Source organism: Klebsiella sp. ME-303 (genome assembly GCF_007910085.1).
Taxonomy (GTDB): Bacteria; Pseudomonadota; Gammaproteobacteria; order Enterobacterales; family Enterobacteriaceae; genus Klebsiella; species Klebsiella michiganensis.
The window spans coordinates 39,302-61,181 of record NZ_VOJB01000096.1 but is presented as its reverse complement, the minus strand read 5'-3'; the positions used below and the strand labels follow the sequence as shown (position 1 = coordinate 61,181).

Sequence of the window (21,880 nt, the reverse complement as noted above, 5' to 3'; positions counted from 1 at the left end):
GTATGCTTGCCACGACCGATCTCTGGTTTCGCTATCAGGACGAGCCGGTGCTGAAGGGGCTGACGCTGGATTTTTCCCGTCACGCGGTGACCGGACTGGTGGGGGCGAACGGCTGCGGAAAATCCACGCTGTTTATGAACCTGAGCGGTCTGCTGCGCCCGCAGAGCGGGGCGGTGCTGTGGCAGGGAAAACCGCTGGATTACAGCAAACGCGGCCTGCTGGCGCTGCGTCAGCAGGTGGCGACCGTTTTCCAGGACCCGGACCAGCAGATTTTCTATACCGATATCGACAGCGATATCGCCTTTAGCCTGCGTAACCTGGGGGTTGCGGAAGAGGAAATTGCCCGCCGGGTGGACGATGCCCTGACTCTCGTCGATGCCCAGGGGTTTCGTCACCAGCCGATTCAGTGCCTGAGCCACGGGCAGAAAAAGCGCGTGGCGATAGCCGGCGCGCTGGTGCTGCAGGCGCGCTATTTACTGCTCGACGAGCCGACGGCGGGGCTCGATCCCTCGGGACGCGCGCAGATGATCGACATCATTAAGCGCATTGCCGATCGGGGCAACCACGTGGCGATCTCCAGCCACGATATCGATCTGATCTATGAAATCAGCGATGCGGTTTACGTGTTACGCCGCGGCGAAGTGCTGGCGCATGGCGAACCCGGGGAGGTGTTTGCCCGCAGCGAACTGATGGCCCAGGCCGGGCTCACCCAGCCGTGGCTGGTGAAACTGCACGCGCAGCTCGGGCTGCCGCTGTGTAAAACCGAAGAAGAATTTTTTACGCGGATGCGAAACAACGCGATGAAGGAGGCGTCATGACGCTGGCAATTATGTTACAGGGCACCGCTTCCGACGTCGGCAAAAGCGTGCTGGTCGCGGGGCTGTGCCGCATCTTTTATCAGGACGGGCAGCGCACCGCGCCGTTTAAATCGCAGAATATGGCGCTTAATTCCGGTATCACGCCGGATGGCAAAGAGATGGGCCGCGCGCAAATTTTCCAGGCCGAAGCGGCGGGCACTACCCCGGATGTGCGCATGAACCCGGTGCTGCTTAAGCCAACCAGCGACCGTAAAGCGCAGGTGGTGCTGATGGGCAAAGTGGCGACCGATATGGACGCGGTGAGCTATCACGAATACAAGCCGCGCCTGCGCGAACAGATCCTCGCGGTTTATAACAGCCTGGCCGCCGAACATGATGTGTTGGTGCTGGAAGGGGCGGGCAGTCCGGCGGAGATCAACCTGCGCGATCGCGACATCGTCAATATGGGCATGGCCGAGATGGCCCAGTGCCCGGTGATCCTCGTGGCGGATATCGATCGCGGCGGCGTATTCGCCTCCATCTACGGCACGCTCGCGCTGCTGCATGACCGCGAGCGCGCGCGGGTCAAAGGGGTGATTATCAATAAATTTCGCGGCGACGTGGCGCTGCTGTATTCCGGGATCGAGCAGATAGAAGCGCTCACCGGCGTCCCGGTACTCGGCGTGATGCCGTGGCTGGACGTCGATCTCGAAGATGAGGACGGCGTCGCGCTGCAAAAAGGGAAATATCTGCGTACCGACAGGCGCGATATTGAGATTGCCGTGGTCCAGGTACCGCACATCTCTAATTTCACCGATTTCAACGCGCTGGCGGCGCAGCCGGACGTCCGCGTCCGCTATGTTCGCCAGCCCCAGGAGCTGGCGGGCGTGGATATGATTATCCTGCCGGGCAGTAAAAATACGCTCGGCGACCTGGGCTGGCTGCGCGAGAGCGGCATGGCGCACGCGGTACTGCAGGCCCGGCGTAAGGGCGTACCGGTGCTGGGGATCTGCGGCGGCTACCAGATGCTCGGCGAAACCATTATTGATGAGGTGGAGTCGGGGCTTGGCACCCAGCCGGGGCTGGGGTTGCTCAATACCGTCACCCACTTTGCGCACAGCAAAACGACCACCCAGGTAACGGCGACTCTGGCTCCGGCGCTGCCGGCGTGGCTGGCGGCAACGGCGGGGCTGGCGGTAAGCGGCTACGAAATTCATATGGGCGAAACCGAGCTGCGCGACGGCTGCCGTTCGCTGATGCAATTACATAAAGGCGGCCAGAATGTGGCGGACGGCGCGGTCAGCGATGACGGCCTGGCGTTTGGCACCTATCTGCACGGCCTGTTCGATAGCGATGCATTTACCCGCGCGCTGGTTAACGGCCTGCGCCAGCGTAAAGGGCTGGCGGCGCTGGATAGCGATTTCGAGTATGCGCAGTATAAATCTCGCCAGTTCGATCTGCTGGCGGACGCGATGCGTCAGCATATTGATATCGAAAAAATCTACGCCATCATGCGCCAACATCAGGAGCCCGTATGCTGACATTAGTGACCGGCGGGGCGCGCAGCGGTAAAAGCCGCCATGCCGAAGCGCTGATCGCCCATGCGCCGCAGGTACTCTATATCGCCACCTCGCAGATCTTTGATGACGAGATGGCGGCGAGGATCCAGCACCACCGCGACGGCAGGCCCGCGCACTGGCGCACCGCCGAGCGCTGGCAGCAGCTTGATGAACTGATCACCCCGGATATCGCCCCGGAGGAGGCGATTTTGCTGGAATGCATCACCACCATGGTAACCAACCTGCTGTTTGCGCTGGGGGGCGACAGCGCGCCGGACGACTGGGATTATGCGGCGATGGAGCGGGCGATCGACGCCGAAATCGCGGTACTGATTGCCGCCTGCCAGCGCTGCCCGGCCCGCGTGGTGCTGGTGACCAACGAGGTGGGGATGGGGATTGTGCCGGAAAACCGTCTGGCCCGCCATTTCCGCGACATCGCCGGGCGCGTTAACCAGCGCCTGGCGGCGGCGGCGGACGAGGTGTGGCTGGTGGTGTCGGGCATTGGCGTAAAAATCAAATAGGCCAGGCGCGCCGTACCGGGCGTTATTCTTCCTGCTGGCTCTGCCATGAGCCAGCCAACAAGACGAGAACCTCTATGCAAAGCTTAACCTCTCTACTGGGCGCGATCCCGGCGCCTGATGAAAGCGCGATGGCGCGCGCCCGGCTTCATATCGACGGCCTGCTGAAGCCGCCCGGAAGCCTTGGACGCCTTGAAGATCTTGCCGTACAGCTGGCGGGCATGCCCGGTCTTGACGGCGTGCCGCAGGTGAAAAAGAAGGCGCTGCTGGTGATGTGCGCCGACCACGGCGTGTGGGACGAAGGGGTCGCCATCTCGCCGAAAGCGGTGACCGCCATCCAGGCGGCGAATATGATGCTGGGGAAAACCGGCGTTTGCGTGCTGGCGGCGCAGGCGGGCGCGAAAATGCACGTGATTGATGTCGGGATCGATGCTGAGCTGATTCCGGGCGTTATCAACATGCGCGTGGCGCGCGGCTGCGGCAATATCGCCGTCGGTCCGGCAATGCACCGCGGCCAGGCGGAAGAGCTGCTGCTGGAGGTGATGCGCCATACTCGAGGGCTGGCGCAGGATGGCGTCACCCTGTTTGGCGTCGGGGAGCTCGGAATGGCCAATACCACCCCGGCGGCGGCGATTGTCAGCGTTCTGACCGGCAGCGATGCCCAGGAGGTGGTCGGGATTGGCGCTAATCTGCCGTTGGCGAAGGTCGCTAATAAAGTGGAAGTGGTGCGCCGGGCTATCGCCGTCAACCGGCCTGACCCGAACGATGGTCTCGACGTGCTGGCAAAAGTGGGCGGTTTTGATTTATTGGGGATGACGGGCGTGATGCTGGGCGCGGCCTCCTGCGGCCTGCCGGTGGTGCTCGATGGCTTTCTCTCCTACGCGGCGGCGCTGGCGGCGTGCCGAATTGCGCCGGAAGTGAAGCCCTATCTGATCCCGTCCCACTATTCGGCGGAGAAGGGCGCGCGTACGGCGCTGATGCATCTCGAACTGGAGCCCTACCTGAATATGGGGATGCGTCTGGGCGAAGGCAGCGGCGCGGCGCTGGCGATGCCGATCGTGGAAGCGGCCTGCGCGATGTATCACGAGATGGGCATGCTGGCGGCGAGCAATATTGTGTTGCCAAAGGGCTGAGAAAGGGCTGGGGAGCGGCGCTGCGCCGTTCCCTGAATCAGGCATAAGATTTTGCGGAGCGCAGAAACAAAAAAACACCCTTGAGGGTGTTTATGATGTTGGTTGCGGGGGCCGGATTTGAACCGACGACCTTCGGGTTATGAGCCCGACGAGCTACCAGGCTGCTCCACCCCGCGTCCGTCTTTACTCTTCATCGAGTAAACTTGCATCAGATTTTAATTGGTTGCGGGGGCCGGATTTGAACCGACGACCTTCGGGTTATGAGCCCGACGAGCTACCAGGCTGCTCCACCCCGCGTCCGTCATTACTCTTCCATCGAGTAACGTTACTTCTCTGATTTTAATTGGTTGCGGGGGCCAGATTTGAACTGACGACCTTCGGGTTATGAGCCCGACGAGCTACCAGGCTGCTCCACCCCGCGTCCGTGGAAGCGCACTATACTCCGCTAACGTTTTGATGCAACCCTTTTTGGCAGAAATCATCAATTTTGTAAAAAATGGTGCATATAGAATCACTTCCAGCCTATTTTTTGCGCAAAACTGCCTTTGCGGTGCCTAAGCGCATTTCATTAGCCCTGGGGGTTTGTTATCTTCATCACGCACCCGGGCTTAGCAGCATAAAGAAGAGATACCATGAAAGGACGTTGGGCAAAATACGCAGTAACAGGCGCAATGCTGGCAATGCTGGCCGCCTGTTCCTCAAAACCGACCGATCGCGGTCAGCAGTATAATGAAGGTAAACTCACCCAGCCGTTTTCATTGGTTAACCAACCTGATGCGGTCGGCTCGCCGATCAACGCCGGCGATTTCTCCGAGCAGGTGAGACAGATTCGTAGCGCCTCTCCGCGCCTCTACACCAGCCAGAGCAACGTCTACAATGCGATTCAGGAGTGGCTGCGTTCCGGCGGCGACACCCGCACGCTGAGCCAGTTTGGTATCGACGCCTGGCAGATGCAGGGGACGGATAACTACGGTAACGTCCAGTTTACCGGCTACTACACGCCGGTGGTGCAGGCGCGCCATACTCGCCAGGGCGAGTTCCAGTACCCGATTTACCGGATGCCGCCGAAGCGCGGCAAGCTGCCGTCCCGCGCCAGCATCTACGCCGGCGCTCTGAGCGACAACTACATCCTGGCCTACAGCAACTCGCTGATGGATAACTTCATCATGGACGTGCAGGGCAGCGGTTACATTGATTTTGGCGACGGCTCGCCGCTGAACTTCTTCAGCTATGCCGGGAAAAACGGCTGGCCGTACTACAGCATCGGTAAAGTGCTGATCGACCGCGGCGAAGTGAAGCGCGAAGATATGTCGATGCAGGCGATCCGCGAATGGGGCGAAAAACACAGCGAGGCGGAAGTGCGCGAGCTGCTGGAGCAGAACCCGTCGTTCGTCTTCTTTAAACCGCAGTCTTTTGCGCCGGTGAAAGGCGCCAGCGCGGTGCCGCTGATTGGCCGGGCATCGGTGGCTTCCGACCGTTCCATTGTTCCTGCCGGCACCACGCTGCTGGCGGAGGTGCCGCTGCTGGATAACAACGGCAAGTTTAACGGCCAGTACGAGCTGCGTTTAATGGTGGCTCTCGATGTTGGCGGGGCGATTAAAGGCCAGCACTTCGATATTTACCAGGGCATTGGCCCGGATGCCGGGCATCGTGCCGGCTGGTATAACCACTACGGCCGCGTATGGGTGCTGAAAAACGCCCCGGGCGCGGGCAACGTCTTTAGCGGCTAGTACGCCGGTTCTTTTCCCCGGTCGCGCTACGCTTACCGGGGCTACGGCTGATTTTGTCACCCGGGTAAGGCGCTTGCGCCGCGACCCGGGAATGTCCACTAATTCTGAGGTTTTATGTCTGTTGTAATCAGCGATGCCTGGCGCCAGCGTTTTGGCGGCACGGCGCGTTTATATGGTGAAAAGGCGCTGCAATGTTTTGCCGACGCGCACGTCTGCGTGGTCGGCATTGGCGGCGTAGGCTCATGGGCGGCGGAAGCGCTGGCGAGAACCGGAATTGGCGCGATTACCCTGATCGATATGGATGATGTCTGCGTGACCAACACCAATCGCCAGATCCACGCCCTTGGCGGCAACGTTGGCCTGGCGAAAGCCGAGGTGATGGCGGAACGTATTCGCCTGATCAACCCCGAGTGCCGGGTCACGGTGGTGGACGATTTTGTCACCCCGGAAAACGTCGCCGAGTATCTTGGCGTTGGCTTTAGCTACGTGATTGACGCCATCGACAGCGTGCGCCCGAAAGCGGCGCTAATCGCTTACTGTCGTCGCCATAAGGTTCCGCTGGTGACCACCGGCGGCGCGGGCGGGCAAATCGATCCGACGCAAATTCAGGTCGCCGATCTGGCGAAAACCATCCAGGATCCGCTGGCGGCAAAGCTGCGTGAGCGTTTGAAGAGCCAGTTTGGGGTGGTGAAGAACAGCAAAGGTAAGCTCGGCGTGGATTGCGTGTTTTCCACCGAAGCGCTGGTTTATCCGCAGGCGGACGGCAGCGTTTGTGCGATGAAAAGCACCGCTGAGGGGCCGAAGCGAATGGACTGCGCATCCGGCTTTGGCGCCGCGACGATGGTGACCGCGACCTTTGGTTTTGTCGCCGTCTCCCACGCGCTGAAGAAAATGCTGGCGAAGGCGGAGCGGCAGACGGCGTAAATTCCCGGGTCGCGGCGCAGGCGCCTTACCCGGGCTACAAAACTGCGCACCTGTCCGGGCGACAAAACCGCACGAACCCGTAGCCCGGGCAAGGCGCGTCAAGCGCCGCCCCCGGGATAAGCTTAAACCTCAACCTCGCGGGCGGCGGCGAGCACCGCTTCGCTCAGGGCGCTGAGCCCCTGACTGCGCGAGGCGCTCAGCTGGCCGCGCAGCCCCAGCGCATCAAATAGCGCCAGCGGATCCTGCGCCAGCAGCTCAGCGGCGCTTTTGCCTTCTATGGCGGTCAACAGCACCGCCAGCATGCCGCGCACGATGCGGCCTTCGCTATCGCCGAAGAAATGCAGCTTGCCCTCGGCGTCAACGACGTGCCCCAGCCAGACGCGGTTTTCACAACCGGCAATCTCTTTGGCTCGCGCTTTCAGGTCGTCCGGCAGCGCGGGAAGCTGCTTACCCAGTAAAATCAGCTGGCGGTATTTATCTTCCCACTGGCTGAGCGGGGTAAAGGTCTGCCGTAGAGATGCCTCGGTGATGCGGGTACCAAAAGGGTGAGAAGTCGTCATTAATCCACCAGTATTTCCAGAGCGCGGTCCACGGCGTGCACCAGCGCGTAGACATCGTCTTGCGTGTTATAGGGCGCGAAGGAGGCCCGTAGCGTGCCGCTGACGCCAAGCGCCGCCAGCAGCGGCTGGGCGCAGTGCTGACCGGCGCGCAGCGCGATCCCCGACTCCGCCAGCAGCGTCACCATATCGCTATGGTGAACGCCGTCAAAATCAAACGCCAGCAGGCTGGCGTCCTGGCAGCGGAAGGAGCGGAAGCCCGGACGTTTCGCCAGTTCGTCTTCCGCCAGCGTCGCCAGGCCGCGGCTCCAGTTTTCCGCCTGCGCGATGTCCGTTTCCTCCAGCCACTCCAGCGCCGCGCTCAGGCCGATCACCCCGGCGATATTGGGCGTTCCCGCCTCGAAGCGCCAGGGGGCGGGCTGGGTTTTGAAGCCATCGAAGGTGACTTCGGTAATCATTTTTCCGCCGCCGAGCCACGGCGACATCTCCGCCAGCCGTTCGCTTTTGCCATACAGCGCGCCGATGCCGGTCGGCCCGTAGAGCTTATGGCCTGAAAAAGCATAAAAGTCGATATCCAGCGCCTGGACGTCCGCCGGGAAATGTACCGCTCCCTGCGCGCCGTCGACCATCACCACCATCCCGGCAGCGCGGGCCTGGCGTATTGCCAGCGTCAGATCCGGACAGCCGCCGGTGACGTTGGACATCTGGCCAATCGCCAGCACCCGGCTGCGCGGCGTGATAAGCGCGCCAAGCGCCGCCACGTCCGGCAGGCGGTTGCCCGCCAGCGGCAGCTTCACCACCCGCGCGCCGGTTTGCCCGGCAACCATTAACCACGGCACCAGGTTGGCGTGATGCTCTGCTTCGCTGACGATAATCTCATCGCCGGGTTTCAGGCGCGGGCGCACGTAGCTCTGCGCCACCATATTAATGGCTTCGGTGGTGCCGCGCGTCCAGACGATATCCTGGCCGGAAGGGGCGTTGAGCAGCGTTGCCACCCGTTCGCGGGCGTTTTCATAGCGTTCGGTTAGCTGACGGGCGGTGGCGAACTGGCTGCGGTGGACGTTACCGGCGCTAAGGCGATAGAACTGGTCGCTGGCCTCAATGACCGCCAGCGGTTTGAGGGTTGTCGCGGCGCTATCAAGATAGACGCCGGCGTCGGCCAGCGCCGGGAACTGGGCGCGAAATTGGACGGGGTTGAATGCGTTCATGAGATTCCTCGTATCGATATCAGGATCGTCGCGCAAATCGGCGGGTGATACAAGGTTTCTGCTAACGACTGGAATTTTCTGAATATGGCTTCGGGTGGGTAAAAGATAGTTATGCTGAATAGTGTTGGGTTTGCGTTTTAACCTGGTACAGAACGAATCATAAACAGTATAAATAGTCGAAAGGAGAGAAAGATGAAAATGAATAAGACTGCCGCAATTATTTCTGCCTGTGTGCTGACCTTTGGCCTGAGCGCCTGCTCCTCCAACTACGTGATGCATACCAACGATGGGCGCACCATCGTGACCGACGGCAAACCGCAAACGGATAATGATACTGGCATGATTTCGTACAAAGATGCCTGGGGTAACAAGCAGCAGATTAACCGTTCTGACGTAAAACAGCTGGGCGAACTGGATAAGTGATTTCGGTATAGCAGGCAAAAAAAAGCACCGCGCAGTGCGGTGCTACATTAAATCACTATGGACAGACAGGGTAAATGTACAGGAAGTGAAAAGGGGTAGCTGAGCTACCATGGTCCGCAAACCCGGACCAATTGCAAACACAACAACACAACATCACAACCGTAAGCCAAAAGCTTGTTGGAACACGCATTCCAAAAAAAGCTCTTCGTTCCGGCTCAGGAAGTGCCGCCACTATAGGTATTTGCTGGTAGAAGCTCAACGGACAAATTATAATAGCTCAGATAAAAAAAACTAATAGGTTAACTATTGTTTCCTGTTTGTTAAATTGCCTTAACATCTAAGCCAGAATAACTATGTCCAAGCGTTTGCCACCTCTGAATGCATTACGTGTTTTTGATGCAGCCGCCCGCCATCTTAGCTTCACTCGCGCCGCCGATGAGCTTTTTGTGACGCAGGCCGCAGTCAGCCACCAAATCAAGTCCCTGGAGGATTTCCTCGGCCTCAAGCTGTTCCGTCGACGCAATCGTTCTCTTCTTTTGACGGAGGAGGGGCAGAGCTATTTTCAGGATATCAAAGAGATTTTTTCGCAGCTCACCGAAGCGACCCGCAAGCTTCAGGCCCGAAGCGCAAAAGGGGCCTTAACCGTCAGTATGCTCCCCAGTTTTGCCATTCAGTGGCTGGTGCCAAGGCTCACAAGCTTTAACTCAGCTTATCCGGGAATCGACGTCAGGATCCAGGCCGTGGACCGTCAGGAGGATAAGCTGGCCGACGATGTCGACGTGGCGATTTTTTACGGCCGCGGCAACTGGCCGGGGCTGCGGGTGGAAAAGCTGTACGCCGAATATCTGCTCCCGGTGTGCTCACCGCTGTTGCTCACCGGCGATAAAGCGTTGAAAACGCCTGCCGATCTGGCGCAACATACCCTGTTGCACGATGCTTCCCGCCGCGACTGGCAAACTTATACCCGCCAGTTAGGTCTAAACCATATTAATGTTCAACAGGGACCGATATTTAGCCACAGCGCAATGGTGCTGCAGGCGGCAATCCATGGACAGGGGGTCGCGCTGGCCAACAATGTGATGGCGCAGTCCGAGATTGAGGCGGGCCGTTTGGTCTGCCCGTTTAATGATGTTCTGGTCAGTAAGAATGCGTTTTATCTCGTTTGTCATGACAGTCAGGCAGAACTGGGTAAAATAGCCGCCTTCCGCCAGTGGATTCTGGCAAAAGCGGCTAATGAACAAGAAAAATTTCGCTTTCGTTATGAACAATAAATCATCGTAGGGTAAACACATGACCAGCCGTTTTATGCTGATTTTCGCCGCGATAAGCGGTTTTATCTTTGTGGCTTTGGGCGCTTTTGGCGCGCACGTTTTGAGTAAAACGATGGGCGTTGCGGAAATGGGCTGGATCCACACCGGCCTGCAGTATCAGGCATTCCATACGCTGGCTATTTTTGGCCTGGCGGTGGCGATGCAGCGCCGCATCAGCATCTGGTTTTACTGGAGCAGCGTCTTTATGGCGCTCGGTACCGTTCTTTTTAGCGGCAGCCTCTACTGTCTGGCGCTCTCGCATTTACGCCTGTGGGCGTTCGTTACGCCGGTTGGGGGCGTCTGCTTCCTCGCCGGTTGGATATTAATGTTAATTGGTGCAATTCGTCTGAAACGTAAGGGCGTTGTTCATGAATAAAGTTGTCCTCTATTGTCGCCCTGGGTTTGAGAAAGAGTGCGCAGCAGAAATTACCGATAAGGCCTCGCGCCTTGAGGTGTTTGGTTTTGCCCGGGTTAAAGACGACTCCGGCTATGTGATTTTTGAGTGCTACCAGGCCGAAGATGGCGAAAAGCTGGTGCGCGAACTGCCGTTCAGCTCGCTGGTGTTTGCCCGCCAGATGTTTGTGGTTGGCGAACTGCTGCGCGACCTGCCGCCGGAAGACCGGATTTCCCCGATCGTCGGTATGCTGCAGGGCGTGGTGGAGAAGGGCGGCGAGCTGCGCGTTGAAGTGGCCGATACCAACGAAAGCAAAGAGCTGATGAAGTTCTGCCGCAAGTTTACGGTACCGCTGCGCGCGGCGCTGCGCGAAGCGGGCGTGCTGACCAACTATGAAACGCCAAAGCGTCCGGTGGTCCACGTGTTCTTTATCGCCCCCGGCTGCTGCTACACCGGTTACTCGTTGTCTAACAACAACTCGCCGTTCTATATGGGCATTCCGCGGCTCAAGTTCCCGTCCGATGCGCCGAGCCGTTCGACCCTTAAGCTGGAAGAGGCGTTTCACGTCTTTATTCCGGCGGATGAGTGGGACGAGCGCCTGGCGAACGGTATGTACGCCGTGGATCTTGGTGCCTGCCCCGGCGGCTGGACCTATCAGCTGGTGAAACGCAATATGTGGGTCTCCTCGGTGGATAACGGCCCGATGGCGCAAAGCCTGATGGATACCGGCCAGGTGACCTGGCTGCGTGAAGATGGCTTCAAGTATCGCCCGACGCGCAACAACATTTCGTGGATGGTGTGCGATATGGTGGAGAAACCGGCAAAAGTGGCGGCGCTGATGGCCCAGTGGCTGGTGAACGGCTGGTGCCGGGAAACCATCTTTAACCTGAAGCTGCCGATGAAAAAACGCTACGAAGAGCTGTCGCGCAACCTGGCCTATATTCAGGAACAGCTGGACGAGCACGGCATCAACGCGCAAATCCAGGCGCGCCAGCTGTATCACGATCGCGAAGAGGTGACGGTTCACGTTCGCCGCCTGTGGGCTGCCGTCGGCGGTCGCCGCGACGAACGCTAGTTTGATCTGTAGGCCGGATAGGGTGTTAAGCCGCTATCCGGCGCTGCCATAGCCGTTACGACTGCGACACGTCCGAAACAATATGCGTCACATCATCCAGATGGCCGATCCGCGCCTCCCCTGAACGATTAAATTTGCTCTTATCAATCAACAATAACGATTGCGACGCTCGCTTAAGCAGCAGCGATTTGAACTCGGCGTTCACCGTATTTGAGTCCCAGAGCGCGCCGTCGCTGTCGATGCCCTCGCAGGAAAAAATGAACAGGTCGATCTCCAGCGCTTTGAGCTGTGAGATAAGCGACGCGCTGACGTAGCAGCCGTATTTCCGCTGGAGCGTACCGCCGGAGCAGGTAAGCTGAATGTTCTCTCGCTTGCTGAGCTCCTGGCAAATCGGCTGGCTGTTGGTAAAGACGTGAAGGTCGATATCCGGCAGCTGGCGGGCCAGATACCAGCAGGTGGAACTGGCATCAAGGGCGATAACCATCCCCTCTTCTATCCACGCAAGCGCCTCGCGGGCGATGTCCGCTTTGTGCGCGTAGTGGCTTTTCAGACGGATATGAAAAGGGTCGCCGCTGTCACGGCTTTGCCGGTGAATGACTTTTGCCCGACCGTGGTTACGCAGCACTTTCCCCTGGGACTGGAGCTCGCTGAGATCGCGGCGAATGGTTTCTCTGCTGACGTTAAGCTGTAGCGATAAGGCTTCGGTGGTCAGGCTGTTATGGTTAATGAGCAGGTCTAGTATCGCTTGCTGTCGTGCCGCTTTCATTTTTCTCACCCTGGCGTTCGCTGAGCGCCCGCATCAGACGGGCGCTCCGGCATGAGATTACGGCGTTACTCCTTTTTTTAAAAGAATATTCCCGTACTTAGCGCGCTCACCTGTGATAACGATCGCAAAGGCTTTTTGCGCCCGCTCGTAGAAAGCAAAGCGGTCGATGCGGGCGATCTCCGGGCAGGGCGCGGGGCCGGAAAGCGCCTCGCGATAGCGCGTTTCTACCTGAGGGTCGAGGGCGTCGCCTTCCACGGCGGCCATCATCACCAGCGGCGGAGCGTAGCTGTCTAACTCAAACAGCGGAATAATCGCCTGCAGCAGGTCGCTCACCCGCAGGCCGTCGGCGCGAATGACCTGTGGCCCCATGCTGTGGGCCGGGAAGTGGGCATCGGAAAAAATAATCTCATCGCCATGCCCCATTTCCGCCAGCACTTTGAGGAGGTCCGGGGAAATCAACGGGGAAATCGTTTTTAGCATCTCATACTCCCTCAATCAGTTCGGGTTCGGTTTGCGGGTAAAAGTAACGATACCGGTAGCTCACCTGCGCTCTGGCCTGCTCCGGGCTGCTGAATTCACCGACGCCATACCAGCCAAACATGGCGGCGCCGGCGACGGTGGTTTCGGCGTCATCGAGTACTTTAATGGGGATCTCCAGCCTGTTGGCTTTGATCTGATTCCACAGCGCGTTGCGGCTGCCGCCGCCGACCAGCAGCAGCTCGCGGGCTTTGAAGTGGCCGATTTGCTGCAGCGTTTGCAGATTGTGCGCTAGCTGTTCGGCTAATCCTTCCAGCGCGGCGAGGTAGAAATGACCGCGGGTGGTATTCAGCGTTATGCCCTGCCAGCCTGCGGTTGGGCTGGATAGCAGGTCGCACTGCATCTTCACCTTCTGAGCGCCGCGGGGGAGGGCCCGGGCCTCTTCAATCAACGTTTGCCAGGGCGTCTCAGGCGTCCACAGCAGCTGGCGTATCCATTCCAGCACGCCGGAGGCCAGCCACTGCATGCCGGGGTTATAGCGTCCCGGCTGACAATCCAGCTCGCAGGTGGAGCCCGCATAGTGGCTGAGCAGCGACGTGTCCACCTGGGCGCTGCGCACCATCAGAATTTCCCAGGTGCCGGACGACAGCACCGGTTCATCCTGCTCCGCGCCCGCGCCAAACAGCGCGAACTGGGTGTCGTGCCCGGCGGAGATAACCGGAATGCCGACGGCTAAACCCAGCATCTTCGCGGCATCGCTTCGCAGCGTGCCAATCTGCTGGCCCGCTTCAACGAGCCGGGGAAACAGGCGGCGCGGCAATCCCGTGGCCTGCAGAATCTGCGCGCTGAAATCCCGCTGGTGGATATCCAGCATCTGGCTGGTGCCCGCCATGGTGATATCGGTCGTGAATTCGCCGGTCAGACGCTGGTTGAGAAGCGAGGAGATGAACAGCCAGGCGTGGGCCTGCTCCAGCAGCTGCGGGTGGTTCTCTTTCAGCCATATCAGCTTATACAGGGTGTTGAAACCAAATGCGCCGACGCCGGAGATCTGCTGGAGCTGCTGCGCGGGCATAAAGCAGCCGATATTGTCCATCACCGCCGCGGTACGCGGACATTTCCAGCTGATGACCGGATAGAGCAGCTTGCCCTGTTTATCCACCAGCGCGCCGTCGACGCCGAAGGTGGTGACCGTGATGCCGCGAACCGTGCAGGATGAGAGCGGGTCGGCAATTTGCCGACAGCATTCGGCGAAGCGTTGCAGGATTGCCTCCAGCGACCACTGGTGCCAGGCGCTGTTCTCCACGGCGATATCGCTGGCGTTGGCCGTTGCGGCGCGGGCGATAATATTCCCCTGACGGTCAACGGCAATCGCCCGTACGTTAGTGGCGCCGCAGTCGAGGACCAGGATGACTTCATTCTTCATAATCTCTCCCGAGACGTTGCCGGATGGCGGCGTAAACGCCTTATCCGGCCTACGGGAACGGTATCATCCGTAGGCCGGATAAGCGCAGCACCATCAGGCATTTTTAACGTTTATACAGCGGGCCGTAGTTCTGGCAGGCGCGGTAATCCTGGCCTTCGCTATCCATCCCGTGCGCAGACCAGCTGGAGGGGCGGTAGATTTTCGCCTCTTCTACGTTATGCATGCACACCGGGATCCGCAGCATTGACGCCAGGGTGATAAAGTCGGCGCCAACGTGACCGATGGTCAGCACGCCGTGGTTAGCGCCCCAGTTCGCCATCACCGAGTAGACGTCGGAGAACGGGCCTTTACCGGTCAGGCGCGGCGCAAACCAGGTGGTGGGCCAGGTGGAGTTGGTGCGGGCATCCAGCTGGTCATGCATCGCTTTCGGCAGCTCTACGCTCCAGCCTTCGGCAATCTGCAGTACCGGGCCGAGGCCTTTAATGATATTCACGCGGGTCATGGTGAACGGCACGCCGCCTTCGGTCAGGAAGCGGGAGGAGAAGCCGCCGCCGCGGAAATATTCATGAATCGCCGGGCACCATTCGGTGGCCGCGAGGCAGGCGTCGGCCTCCTGCTGGCTGATTTCCCAGTGCGGCTTCATGGTTGGCTTGCCTTCCGCATCGCGCTGTTTGCAGGCGCCGTCCAGCGCCGCTGAACCGGAGTTGATCAAGTGGATAATGCCGTGTTCCGCCAGTCCGGTGAGCGGTTGGCCGGTGACGCGTTTAACCGCGTCCGGCGACCAGTAGGTGCGCACGTCGGCAAACACCTGGGCGGTGCCGGTCAGCTGGTGGCCCATCAGCATCGCCACGCCGTTGAGGCTGTCGTTTTCCGTGGCGACGACGAAGGGTTCGCGTACGCCGTTCCAGTCGAACGAGCTATTGAGCAGCGCTTCGGCGGTATCGCCGTTAGGGTATTGATCGGTCCAGTGGCGCTGGCCCTGGAAGCCCGCGGCGATGGCGTTGTAGCCCAGCGACTCTTCGACCAGCCCTTTTTCCGCCAGCTTCTTGTTGCCCTGCATCATGTCGCGGATGCACATCGCCATCAGCAGGCTCTCTTTCAGCACCGCGCGGCTCTGTTCGGCGTTGCGCTTATACTGCTGCGCGTTCTGGTCTTCGCCGTAGCGGAAGTTTTTATCCGCCCACGCCAGCGCCATTTCCAGCTCGCTTTCATCATAGATTTTCTGGTCGATGCGGCGGCGCAGCTCGGTCATGTCCACCGCCTGCACTTTCATACCGAGCCAGGACTCGAAGAAGTTGTGATCGACGATAGAACCGGCGATCCCCATCGACACGCCGCCAACGGAAAGATAGCTTTTGCCCTTCATGCTGGCCACCGCTAAGCCGGCGCGGGCAAAGCGCAGCAGTTTTTCTTCGACATCCGGCGGAATGGAGGTGTCGTCGGCGTCCTGCACGTCGTGACCATAAATGGAGAACGCCGGAATACCCTTCTGACTGTGGGCCGCCAGCGCTGCCGCAAGGTAAACCGCGCCGGGGCGCTCGGTGCCGTTAAAGCCCCAGATGGCTTTTGGCCGCAGCGGGTCCATATCGATAGTTTCGCTGCCGTAGCACCAGCACGGAGTCACGGTAATGGTGACGCCGACGTTCTGGCTGCTGAATCTCTCCTCGCAGGCGGCGGATTCCGCCATGCCCGCAATGCAGCTGTCGGCGATGACGCACTCAATCTGCGCGCCGCAGGCGTGACGCAGTTTTTCCGCGATCAGCGCGGCGGTGGCTTTCGCCATATTCATGGTTTGCTCTTCCAGCGACTCGCGCACTCCCATGCGGCGCCCATCAATCACCGGGCGGATGCCAATTTTCGGTAAGCTGATTTTTTTCATTCCAGATTCCTCACGTTATTCGGATAAATGTTTAGTTAGCTGCCGTTTGCGAACGGAAACGGGCAAAGATGAAGATGACGGCAAAGCACAGCGCCGGGACCAGCTCCGCGGTGGGGATGTTGCCGGCTGCGTCGCTGACAAAGCCCATCACCGGAGTGACAATCCCGCCGCCAATAATGGTCATGACGATAAAAGAGGAGCCGTATTTGGTGTCCTGCCCCAGGTTTTTGATGCCCAGCGAGAAGATGGTCGGATACTGAATCGACATAAAGGCGCTGCACAGCGTCAGGGCCAGCAGACCCACGTGGCCGCCGGTGAAAGCGGAAATCAGGCACAGGATCATCGAGAGCAGGGCATAGGCTGCCAGCACTTTATGCGGCGCGAAGCGGCTGATGAGCCAGGTACCGGAGAAGCGGCCGATAAAGAAGCACACCATCGTGCCGGTCAGATAGTTGGCGGCGAAACCGGGCGTCATGCCGGGGATCTCTTCGATAGCGTAGCGAATCAGATAGCTCCAGCAGGCGGTTTGCGCGCCGACGTAGCAGAACTGCGCCAGCACCGCCCAGCGCCAGTGGCGAACGCGGACCAGGCGAGCAAGGGAAGCGGAGAAGGAACTCTGGTTGGCGTCACTATGGTCGTCGCTCTGCAGGGCCGGAAATTTGGTCAACATAATCAACAGAGCGACCAGTAAGACAACCGCGACGATGATCATATACGGGGTTTGCACCGAGAGCACCAGGCTGTGTTTATAGGCGCTAAGCTGCTCCGGAGCCATTTTATCGAGCACATCCTGCGATTGATGCGGCACATTAGACAAAATGAGACTTTGCCCAAAAACCACCGCAATAATGGCGCCAAACGAGTTAAACGTTTGGGCAAGATTAAGCCGGAAGTGACCGCCGCTTTCTGGTCCTAAGACGGTAACAAACGGGTTTGCCGCGGTTTCTAAACACCCTAAGCCTGCAGCAATAATAAACAGGCCAATCAGGAATAAGGTGTAATTCATAACTTCAGCGGCGGGCCAGAATAGCGCGGCGCCAAAAGCATATAAGAACAGTCCGGTAATAATGCCGACTTTATAACTTAACTTTTTCATCAAAATTCCGGCCGGAATGGGAATGACGAAATAGCCGAAATAAAAGGCGGATTGAATCAGTCCAGCCTGGAAGTTGGTTAAGGTAAAGGCTTGTTGAAATTGTGGTAATAAAATATCGTTGAGATTATTTGCGACCGCCCAAAGAAAAAACAGCGAGCACAGCAGGGCGAAGGGAATAATGTAGCGCTTGCTTTGCCCTGTCTCTACCGCACGAAAACTCTGCGTTTGTATTGTTGTGTTTCCCATAGCATCCTCATTGGTTCAGAAGCGTGTTCAGCAGCCGGCTTATGCCCACCAGACCGCAAAAATCAGGCGAGCTCTTGTGACGACATCAACAGTGAAATAAACATCACGGAGTGAACTCATGAATTCATTTTCAAATTAAAAAAGCCTTTTAATATGATAGCGGTCACACTTCGTATCCACTCGGTGGTTTTATGTGATTATCATCACTTTAATAATCAGAAAAACATGACCGTTTGAGAAAGTTAATTGTAAAACCCACAGGCTCGATGACCGATTTATTTTATTATGTGGAAAACGGGCAGTTGTTAAAACTATCAGTAAAATGCCCGTTTTTAAATCTATTAGTAAGAACGGGCATTTTTCAGAAAGCAAAAATCAATGAACGGTTGTTTTTATACTGAAATAAGTGAGAGGAATCACAGAACCGGCGGATGTAAATTCCTTTCTGCTTATTCGGGATGATGATGGTGAGTAATTATTTGAGCTATTCAACAGCGTCGGAGCGTCATCTCCGGCGAGCCGTCTGTTGTCGCATTGCGCATCATAAAGAGAGGTAAAGAATGGAACGAAATAGACTGGCCCGGCAGATTATTGATACCTGCCTGGAAATGACCCGCCTGGGGTTAAATCAGGGAACCGCCGGTAACGTGAGCGTGCGTTATCAAGGGGGGATGCTGATCACGCCAACGGGTATTCCTTACGAAAAGCTGACGGAAGCGCACATTGTGTATATCGATGCCGAAGGTCAGCATGAACAGGGCAAACTGCCGTCCAGCGAGTGGCGTTTTCATATGGCGGCTTATCAGACGCGGCCTGATGCTCACGCGGTGGTACATAATCATGCGGTTCACTCTACGGCGGTGTCGATCCTCAATCGTCCCATTCCCGCCATTCACTATATGATTGCTGCGGCGGGCGGCAACTCTATCCCCTGTGCGCCCTACGCCACGTTTGGTACCCGCGAGCTGTCTGAGCATGTGGCCGTGGCGCTGAAAAACCGCAAAGCGACGCTGCTGCAGCACCATGGCCTGATCGCTTGTGAAGAGAATCTGGAGAAGGCCCTGTGGCTGGCGCATGAAGTTGAGGTGCTGGCGCAGCTTTATCTCAGCACTCTGGCCATCACCGACCCGGTGCCGGTTCTTGGCGACGAGGCCATTGCTATCGTGCTGGAGAAATTCAAAACCTACGGATTGCGTATCGAAGAGTGATGCCGTAAGCGAAGGCTTCTGCCGGCTGCGTCCGGGAGATGTGCTGGGCTGATACCCCGGCGCTGTTATTCCCCGGCTTGCGCTGCGCTTAGCCGGGCTACGGGCTGCCCCTCTGTGCTTTGCACCCTGGGACGGTGCAAGCGCCTGCCCGGGCTACGGGCTCACCGCCGTCTGCGGTAGCCCGGGTAAGGCGTAAGCCGCGACCCGGGGAATGCGCTCACCGTCTGCGGTTTGGTAGCCCGGACAGATGCGCAGCATCGCCTCCGGGAAGCCGCGCGCACCGCGGCCCGGCGCTACCGGGCCAGCCGCAGCTGCTGCAGGTTGCCGTCCAGCTGTAAATCGGTTTGCAGGCGCGCGATGTCCCGGCAGGTGAAGGCCATCTCTTTCTGTTCTTCCAGCTTCTTGCGCCACTTCTCCGGCACGTCCGCCAGCCGCGCGTAGATCCCTTCCAGATCCTGAAAATCGGTTAACAGCTGGGCGGCGCTTTTCGGCCCAATGCCCGCCACGCCGGGAACCTTGGAGCTGCTGATGCCCGCCAGCCCCCAGTAGTCAGGCAGCTGTTCCGGCGTTACGCCAAACTCTTTGGCGATAAACGGCGCATCAAGCCAGCGCTTCTGAAAATAGTCGCGGATGCGGATCGTTGGCGACAGCAGCTGGCAGTAGCCTTTGTCGGTTGAAACGATGGTTGCCTGATGGCCGGCCTGCGCCACTTTGACCGCCAGGGTCGCGGCAAGATCGTCGGCTTCGCTGCCGCTGAGCGCCCAGCAGCGAAACCCGCGCTGCTCAAACGCCGCCCGCAGCGCCGGCATTTCCGCTTCGAGGGTCTCCGGCATCGGCGCGCGCCCGGCTTTATAATCGGGCAGACGCTGATGTCGCCAGCCGTGGCCGCGGTCTTCATCATCAAATACCGCCACCACGTGGGTTGGCTGGCTATGGACCACCAGCTGTTCAAGCGCATGCAGGCAGGTGTCGACGCAGGGTGACCCCTGCACCGCGTGGATGCGGCGAATCAGATTAAGTGCGTCGACGATTAACAGATGAACGGCCACGGATATCCTCATAAATAGGCTCTTATTGCAGTGCCTTTCAGGGTAACATCGCCGCGCGTATGAGGCTATTGCCGCCAGGGAAATCAGGAAGATGACTCGCAGTTTCCGGCTAATCAACGTGCATCAGCAGGCCGAGATCGCTATTGGTGGCTTCGCCGTACCAGACCGCCTCGCGCACCGAAACCGGTTTGTGGATAAGCCCCAGGGCGTAAAAGCGATCGGCGATACTTTGTTGGGCGCGAATCACGTTGAGATCCATCGGCCGCGGACGATGGCTGCGGCGCGATAAGGCGCGCGTCAGAGAGGCGGCGTTAAGCCCCAGCTCGGCGGAGAGCAGTCCGGCGGCTTGCTCCCGGTGCTGGTCAATAAACTGGCCGGTCTGCGCCAGCTCGGCTAACAGGCGCTGCATGATATCGCTATTGCGGCTGGCGTAGTCGCGGCGCGACAGGTAGAACTGGTGGTTATTGACGCGCCCCTCGCCGCTGGCAACAACCCGTAATTCGCCGCTATATTCCGCGTCGCTGAGCAGCGGATCCCACATCATCCAGGCGTCCACCGCCAGGTAATCGCTGGCGGTCAGCGGATATTTCGGCGGAATATAGACCACTTTGACGTCGTTTAATGCCAGCCCGGCCTCTTCCAGGATATGCAGCAGCAGCCAGTGCACGTTAGAGCCCTTATTCAGCGCGATACGCTTGCCGCGCAGGTCGGCAATGGTGCGAATGTCGCTGTGCTGCGGGACGACCATCGCCACGCTTTGCGGAGCGGGCGGTTCCCAGGCGACGTAGACCAGCTCGCCGTTACTCGCCTGAGCGAAAACCGGCGGCGCTTCGCCGGTGGTGCCAAAATCGATCTCATCGCAGGCGAGAGCGTGCAGCAGCTGCGGCCCGGCGGGGAATTCGCTCCACAGCACGCTGACGCCGCGGCTGGCAAAGGCTTGCTCGAGACTTTGCCGCGCTTTCAGGATGCCAAGATTGCCGAAGCGCTGGAAGCCGATGCGCAGTTCCCGGTCGCGAGAGACGCTGTTGACCGCCGGGCCGAAGAGGGGCTCCTGACGGCGGCGGCTTTTAATGATGCCAAAATTGGCCAGCTGCGTGCGCAGCGTGTGGCGGCTAATACCGAGCAGCGCCGCGGCCTGGCTTTGATTATCGTCACTGTGGGCCATCGCGCCGCGTATCAACGCCCCGGTGACCCTCTCCCACAGCGGCTCGCCCGGCAGGGAAAGCTGACGACGAATAAAATCGTCGAGCTCATTATCGCCCGCCGCCGAGGGCTCATTGTTCAGCGTCGTCAGCCGCAGCTGGGCGGGGCCGATCTCCTCTTCTTTACTCAGCAATACCGCGTTATGCAGAGTGTTTTCCAGCTCGCGAATATTGCCCGGCCAGGGGTACTCCATCAGCCTTGCCAGCGTCTCCGGGGCCAGACGACGAGCCGGGCGGCCCAGGCGGCGGGCGTAGAGCGAGAGAAAATGGTCCGCCAGTACGGGAATATCCTGGCGACGCTGGCGCAGCGGCGGCAGCGGGACGAGAGCGATATTCAGGCGATAGTAGAGGTCTTCGCGGAAACGACGCTCGCGGATGGCCTGCATCAGGTCCACGTGGGTGGCGGCGATCACCCGCACGTCCACCTTAATGGCCTTGCGCGAGCCGACGCGGGTGATTTCGCGCTCCTGCAGAACGCGCAGCAGTTTGACCTGAAGCGGCAGGCTAAGCTCGCCGATTTCATCGAGCAGCAGGGTGCCGCCCTCCGCCGCCTCGAACCAGCCGGGATGGCCTTGTACCGCGCCGGTAAACGCCCCTTTTTCATGGCCGAACAGCTCCGCTTCCGCCAGGCTTTCGCTGAGCGCGCCGCAGTTGACGGCCAGAAACGGCCGGTGGCGGCGCGGGCTATGGTGATGCAGGTAGCGGGCGACGACCTCCTTACCGGTGCCGGTTTCGCCGACAATCAGCACGGTCGCCTCGGTGGGGGCCAGTTTATCCAGCAGGCTCTGAAACGCTTTTGACGCCGGGTCGATCAGCGCGGGCGTAGAGGATGGAAATTCAGGATTCAGCATGGTGACCTCCGGTATTTGATGCCCTGAAGTTATCCTGTGCCGGGGACGGAAACCA

General features: G+C 59.1%; 20 protein-coding genes and 3 tRNA genes. 11 read left to right on the top strand and 12 right to left on the bottom strand.

What is annotated here, in order from left to right:
- Window positions 1–2: 2 nt before the first annotated feature.
- The 4 genes from FQK12_RS23535 (at window position 3) to cobT (ending at window position 4,007) form a co-directional block, all read left to right on the top strand.
- A complete protein-coding gene (locus FQK12_RS23535) occupies window positions 3–818 on the top strand; it encodes an energy-coupling factor ABC transporter ATP-binding protein (RefSeq protein WP_014226625.1) in 816 nt (271 codons plus the stop codon).
- Complete coding sequence (locus FQK12_RS23530) at window positions 815–2,338, top strand: cobyric acid synthase (RefSeq protein WP_014226624.1); 1,524 nt, start codon at window positions 815–817, stop codon at window positions 2,336–2,338. Before FQK12_RS23535 ends, FQK12_RS23530 begins: the two co-directional genes overlap by 4 nt.
- Window positions 2,332–2,877: a bifunctional adenosylcobinamide kinase/adenosylcobinamide-phosphate guanylyltransferase gene (gene cobU / locus FQK12_RS23525; protein ID WP_004853703.1), complete on the top strand. Its 546-nt coding sequence runs from the start codon at window positions 2,332–2,334 to the stop codon at window positions 2,875–2,877. The genes FQK12_RS23530 and cobU overlap by 7 nt, the downstream gene beginning before the upstream one ends.
- A 74-nt stretch (window positions 2,878–2,951) precedes the next feature.
- A complete protein-coding gene (gene cobT, locus FQK12_RS23520) occupies window positions 2,952–4,007 on the top strand; it encodes a nicotinate-nucleotide--dimethylbenzimidazole phosphoribosyltransferase (RefSeq protein ID WP_014226623.1) in 1,056 nt (351 codons plus the stop codon).
- Window positions 4,008–4,106: 99 nt separating this feature from the next.
- Here the strand turns inward: cobT and FQK12_RS23515 are convergent.
- The 3 genes from FQK12_RS23515 to FQK12_RS23505 form a co-directional block, all read right to left on the bottom strand.
- Window positions 4,107–4,183 (bottom strand) — tRNA-Met (locus FQK12_RS23515).
- A gap of 44 nt (window positions 4,184–4,227) precedes the next feature.
- Window positions 4,228–4,304, bottom strand: a tRNA-Met gene (locus FQK12_RS23510).
- A gap of 47 nt (window positions 4,305–4,351) precedes the next feature.
- Window positions 4,352–4,428 (bottom strand) — tRNA-Met (locus tag FQK12_RS23505).
- A 211-nt stretch (window positions 4,429–4,639) separates the two neighbouring features.
- Between FQK12_RS23505 and mltA the strand changes: the two genes are divergently transcribed.
- Window positions 4,640–5,737, top strand: coding sequence for a murein transglycosylase A (gene mltA / locus FQK12_RS23500; RefSeq protein ID WP_004124438.1), 1,098 nt, complete (start codon window positions 4,640–4,642; stop codon window positions 5,735–5,737).
- A 114-nt stretch (window positions 5,738–5,851) separates the two neighbouring features.
- The gene (tcdA, locus tag FQK12_RS23495) at window positions 5,852–6,661 is read left to right on the top strand and encodes a tRNA cyclic N6-threonylcarbamoyladenosine(37) synthase TcdA (protein WP_009651598.1); all 810 of its coding nucleotides are present in this window, start codon (window positions 5,852–5,854) and stop codon (window positions 6,659–6,661) included.
- 122 nt (window positions 6,662–6,783) lie between these two features.
- Here tcdA and csdE read toward each other — a convergent pair whose 3' ends face one another.
- Both csdE and csdA read right to left on the bottom strand, forming a co-directional pair.
- Window positions 6,784–7,221: a cysteine desulfurase sulfur acceptor subunit CsdE gene (gene csdE / locus FQK12_RS23490; protein ID WP_014226622.1), complete on the bottom strand. Its 438-nt coding sequence runs from the start codon at window positions 7,219–7,221 to the stop codon at window positions 6,784–6,786.
- Window positions 7,221–8,426, bottom strand: coding sequence for a cysteine desulfurase CsdA (gene csdA / locus FQK12_RS23485; protein WP_014226621.1), 1,206 nt, complete (start codon window positions 8,424–8,426; stop codon window positions 7,221–7,223). The genes csdE and csdA overlap by 1 nt, the downstream gene beginning before the upstream one ends.
- A gap of 198 nt (window positions 8,427–8,624) precedes the next feature.
- Between csdA and FQK12_RS23480 the strand changes: the two genes are divergently transcribed.
- The 4 genes from FQK12_RS23480 to rlmM all read left to right on the top strand — a co-directional run bounded on the left by FQK12_RS23480 (window position 8,625) and on the right by rlmM (window position 11,628).
- Entirely contained in the window at window positions 8,625–8,849 is a 225-nt protein-coding gene (locus FQK12_RS23480) for a YgdI/YgdR family lipoprotein (protein WP_014226620.1), read from the top strand.
- Window positions 8,850–9,202: 353 nt separating this feature from the next.
- Window positions 9,203–10,120 carry a glycine cleavage system transcriptional regulator GcvA gene (gcvA, locus tag FQK12_RS23475; RefSeq protein WP_004114967.1) on the top strand — a complete coding sequence of 306 codons (918 nt, stop codon included), beginning with the start codon at window positions 9,203–9,205 and terminating at the stop codon, window positions 10,118–10,120.
- 19 nt (window positions 10,121–10,139) lie between these two features.
- A complete protein-coding gene (locus FQK12_RS23470) occupies window positions 10,140–10,535 on the top strand; it encodes a DUF423 domain-containing protein (protein WP_004853688.1) in 396 nt (131 codons plus the stop codon).
- A complete protein-coding gene (gene rlmM, locus FQK12_RS23465) occupies window positions 10,528–11,628 on the top strand; it encodes a 23S rRNA (cytidine(2498)-2'-O)-methyltransferase RlmM (protein WP_014226619.1) in 1,101 nt (366 codons plus the stop codon). The genes FQK12_RS23470 and rlmM overlap by 8 nt, the downstream gene beginning before the upstream one ends.
- A 55-nt stretch (window positions 11,629–11,683) precedes the next feature.
- Here the strand turns inward: rlmM and fucR are convergent, their stop codons facing one another.
- The 5 genes from fucR to fucP form a co-directional block, all read right to left on the bottom strand.
- Window positions 11,684–12,394, bottom strand: coding sequence for an L-fucose operon activator (gene fucR, locus FQK12_RS23460; RefSeq protein ID WP_014226618.1), 711 nt, complete (start codon window positions 12,392–12,394; stop codon window positions 11,684–11,686).
- A 57-nt stretch (window positions 12,395–12,451) separates the two neighbouring features.
- Window positions 12,452–12,874 carry an L-fucose mutarotase gene (gene fucU / locus FQK12_RS23455; RefSeq protein ID WP_004853682.1) on the bottom strand — a complete coding sequence of 141 codons (423 nt, stop codon included), beginning with the start codon at window positions 12,872–12,874 and terminating at the stop codon, window positions 12,452–12,454.
- A 1-nt stretch (window position 12,875) separates the two neighbouring features.
- Window positions 12,876–14,294 (bottom strand): L-fuculokinase, encoded by a 1,419-nt coding sequence (gene fucK / locus FQK12_RS23450; RefSeq protein ID WP_014226617.1) that lies wholly within the window; start codon window positions 14,292–14,294, stop codon window positions 12,876–12,878.
- 103 nt (window positions 14,295–14,397) lie between these two features.
- Window positions 14,398–16,173 carry an L-fucose isomerase gene (gene fucI, locus FQK12_RS23445; protein ID WP_014226616.1) on the bottom strand — a complete coding sequence of 592 codons (1,776 nt, stop codon included), beginning with the start codon at window positions 16,171–16,173 and terminating at the stop codon, window positions 14,398–14,400.
- A gap of 31 nt (window positions 16,174–16,204) precedes the next feature.
- Window positions 16,205–17,515, bottom strand: coding sequence for an L-fucose:H+ symporter permease (fucP, locus tag FQK12_RS23440; RefSeq protein ID WP_014226615.1), 1,311 nt, complete (start codon window positions 17,513–17,515; stop codon window positions 16,205–16,207).
- Window positions 17,516–18,075: 560 nt separating this feature from the next.
- Here fucP and fucA point away from each other — a divergent pair.
- On the top strand, window positions 18,076–18,723 hold the full coding sequence (gene fucA, locus FQK12_RS23435) for an L-fuculose-phosphate aldolase (RefSeq protein ID WP_004853673.1): 648 nt from the start codon (window positions 18,076–18,078) through the stop codon (window positions 18,721–18,723).
- A 293-nt stretch (window positions 18,724–19,016) separates the two neighbouring features.
- Here fucA and xni read toward each other — a convergent pair whose 3' ends face one another.
- On the bottom strand, window positions 19,017–19,772 hold the full coding sequence (xni, locus tag FQK12_RS23430) for a flap endonuclease Xni (protein ID WP_014226613.1): 756 nt from the start codon (window positions 19,770–19,772) through the stop codon (window positions 19,017–19,019).
- 109 nt (window positions 19,773–19,881) lie between these two features.
- Window positions 19,882–21,825: a sigma-54-dependent Fis family transcriptional regulator gene (locus FQK12_RS23425; protein WP_014226612.1), complete on the bottom strand. Its 1,944-nt coding sequence runs from the start codon at window positions 21,823–21,825 to the stop codon at window positions 19,882–19,884.
- Window positions 21,826–21,880: the final 55 nt, after the last annotated feature.

Excerpts from the sequence above, each read along its gene's own strand:
- FQK12_RS23535 (WP_014226625.1), top strand. The coding sequence starts at position 3 with ATGCTTGCCACGACCGATCTCTGGTTTCGCTATCAGGACGAGCCGGTG.
- FQK12_RS23530 (WP_014226624.1), top strand. The coding sequence starts at position 815 with ATGACGCTGGCAATTATGTTACAGGGCACCGCTTCCGACGTCGGCAAA.
- cobU (WP_004853703.1), top strand. The coding sequence starts at position 2,332 with ATGCTGACATTAGTGACCGGCGGGGCGCGCAGCGGTAAAAGCCGCCAT.
- cobT (WP_014226623.1), top strand. The coding sequence starts at position 2,952 with ATGCAAAGCTTAACCTCTCTACTGGGCGCGATCCCGGCGCCTGATGAA.
- mltA (WP_004124438.1), top strand. The coding sequence starts at position 4,640 with ATGAAAGGACGTTGGGCAAAATACGCAGTAACAGGCGCAATGCTGGCA.
- tcdA (WP_009651598.1), top strand. The coding sequence starts at position 5,852 with ATGTCTGTTGTAATCAGCGATGCCTGGCGCCAGCGTTTTGGCGGCACG.
- csdE (WP_014226622.1), bottom strand. The coding sequence starts at position 7,221 with ATGACGACTTCTCACCCTTTTGGTACCCGCATCACCGAGGCATCTCTA.
- csdA (WP_014226621.1), bottom strand. The coding sequence starts at position 8,426 with ATGAACGCATTCAACCCCGTCCAATTTCGCGCCCAGTTCCCGGCGCTG.
- FQK12_RS23480 (WP_014226620.1), top strand. The coding sequence starts at position 8,625 with ATGAATAAGACTGCCGCAATTATTTCTGCCTGTGTGCTGACCTTTGGC.
- gcvA (WP_004114967.1), top strand. The coding sequence starts at position 9,203 with ATGTCCAAGCGTTTGCCACCTCTGAATGCATTACGTGTTTTTGATGCA.
- FQK12_RS23470 (WP_004853688.1), top strand. The coding sequence starts at position 10,140 with ATGACCAGCCGTTTTATGCTGATTTTCGCCGCGATAAGCGGTTTTATC.
- rlmM (WP_014226619.1), top strand. The coding sequence starts at position 10,528 with ATGAATAAAGTTGTCCTCTATTGTCGCCCTGGGTTTGAGAAAGAGTGC.
- fucR (WP_014226618.1), bottom strand. The coding sequence starts at position 12,394 with ATGAAAGCGGCACGACAGCAAGCGATACTAGACCTGCTCATTAACCAT.
- fucU (WP_004853682.1), bottom strand. The coding sequence starts at position 12,874 with ATGCTAAAAACGATTTCCCCGTTGATTTCCCCGGACCTCCTCAAAGTG.
- fucK (WP_014226617.1), bottom strand. The coding sequence starts at position 14,294 with ATGAAGAATGAAGTCATCCTGGTCCTCGACTGCGGCGCCACTAACGTA.
- fucI (WP_014226616.1), bottom strand. The coding sequence starts at position 16,173 with ATGAAAAAAATCAGCTTACCGAAAATTGGCATCCGCCCGGTGATTGAT.
- fucP (WP_014226615.1), bottom strand. The coding sequence starts at position 17,515 with ATGGGAAACACAACAATACAAACGCAGAGTTTTCGTGCGGTAGAGACA.
- fucA (WP_004853673.1), top strand. The coding sequence starts at position 18,076 with ATGGAACGAAATAGACTGGCCCGGCAGATTATTGATACCTGCCTGGAA.
- FQK12_RS23425 (WP_014226612.1), bottom strand. The coding sequence starts at position 21,825 with ATGCTGAATCCTGAATTTCCATCCTCTACGCCCGCGCTGATCGACCCG.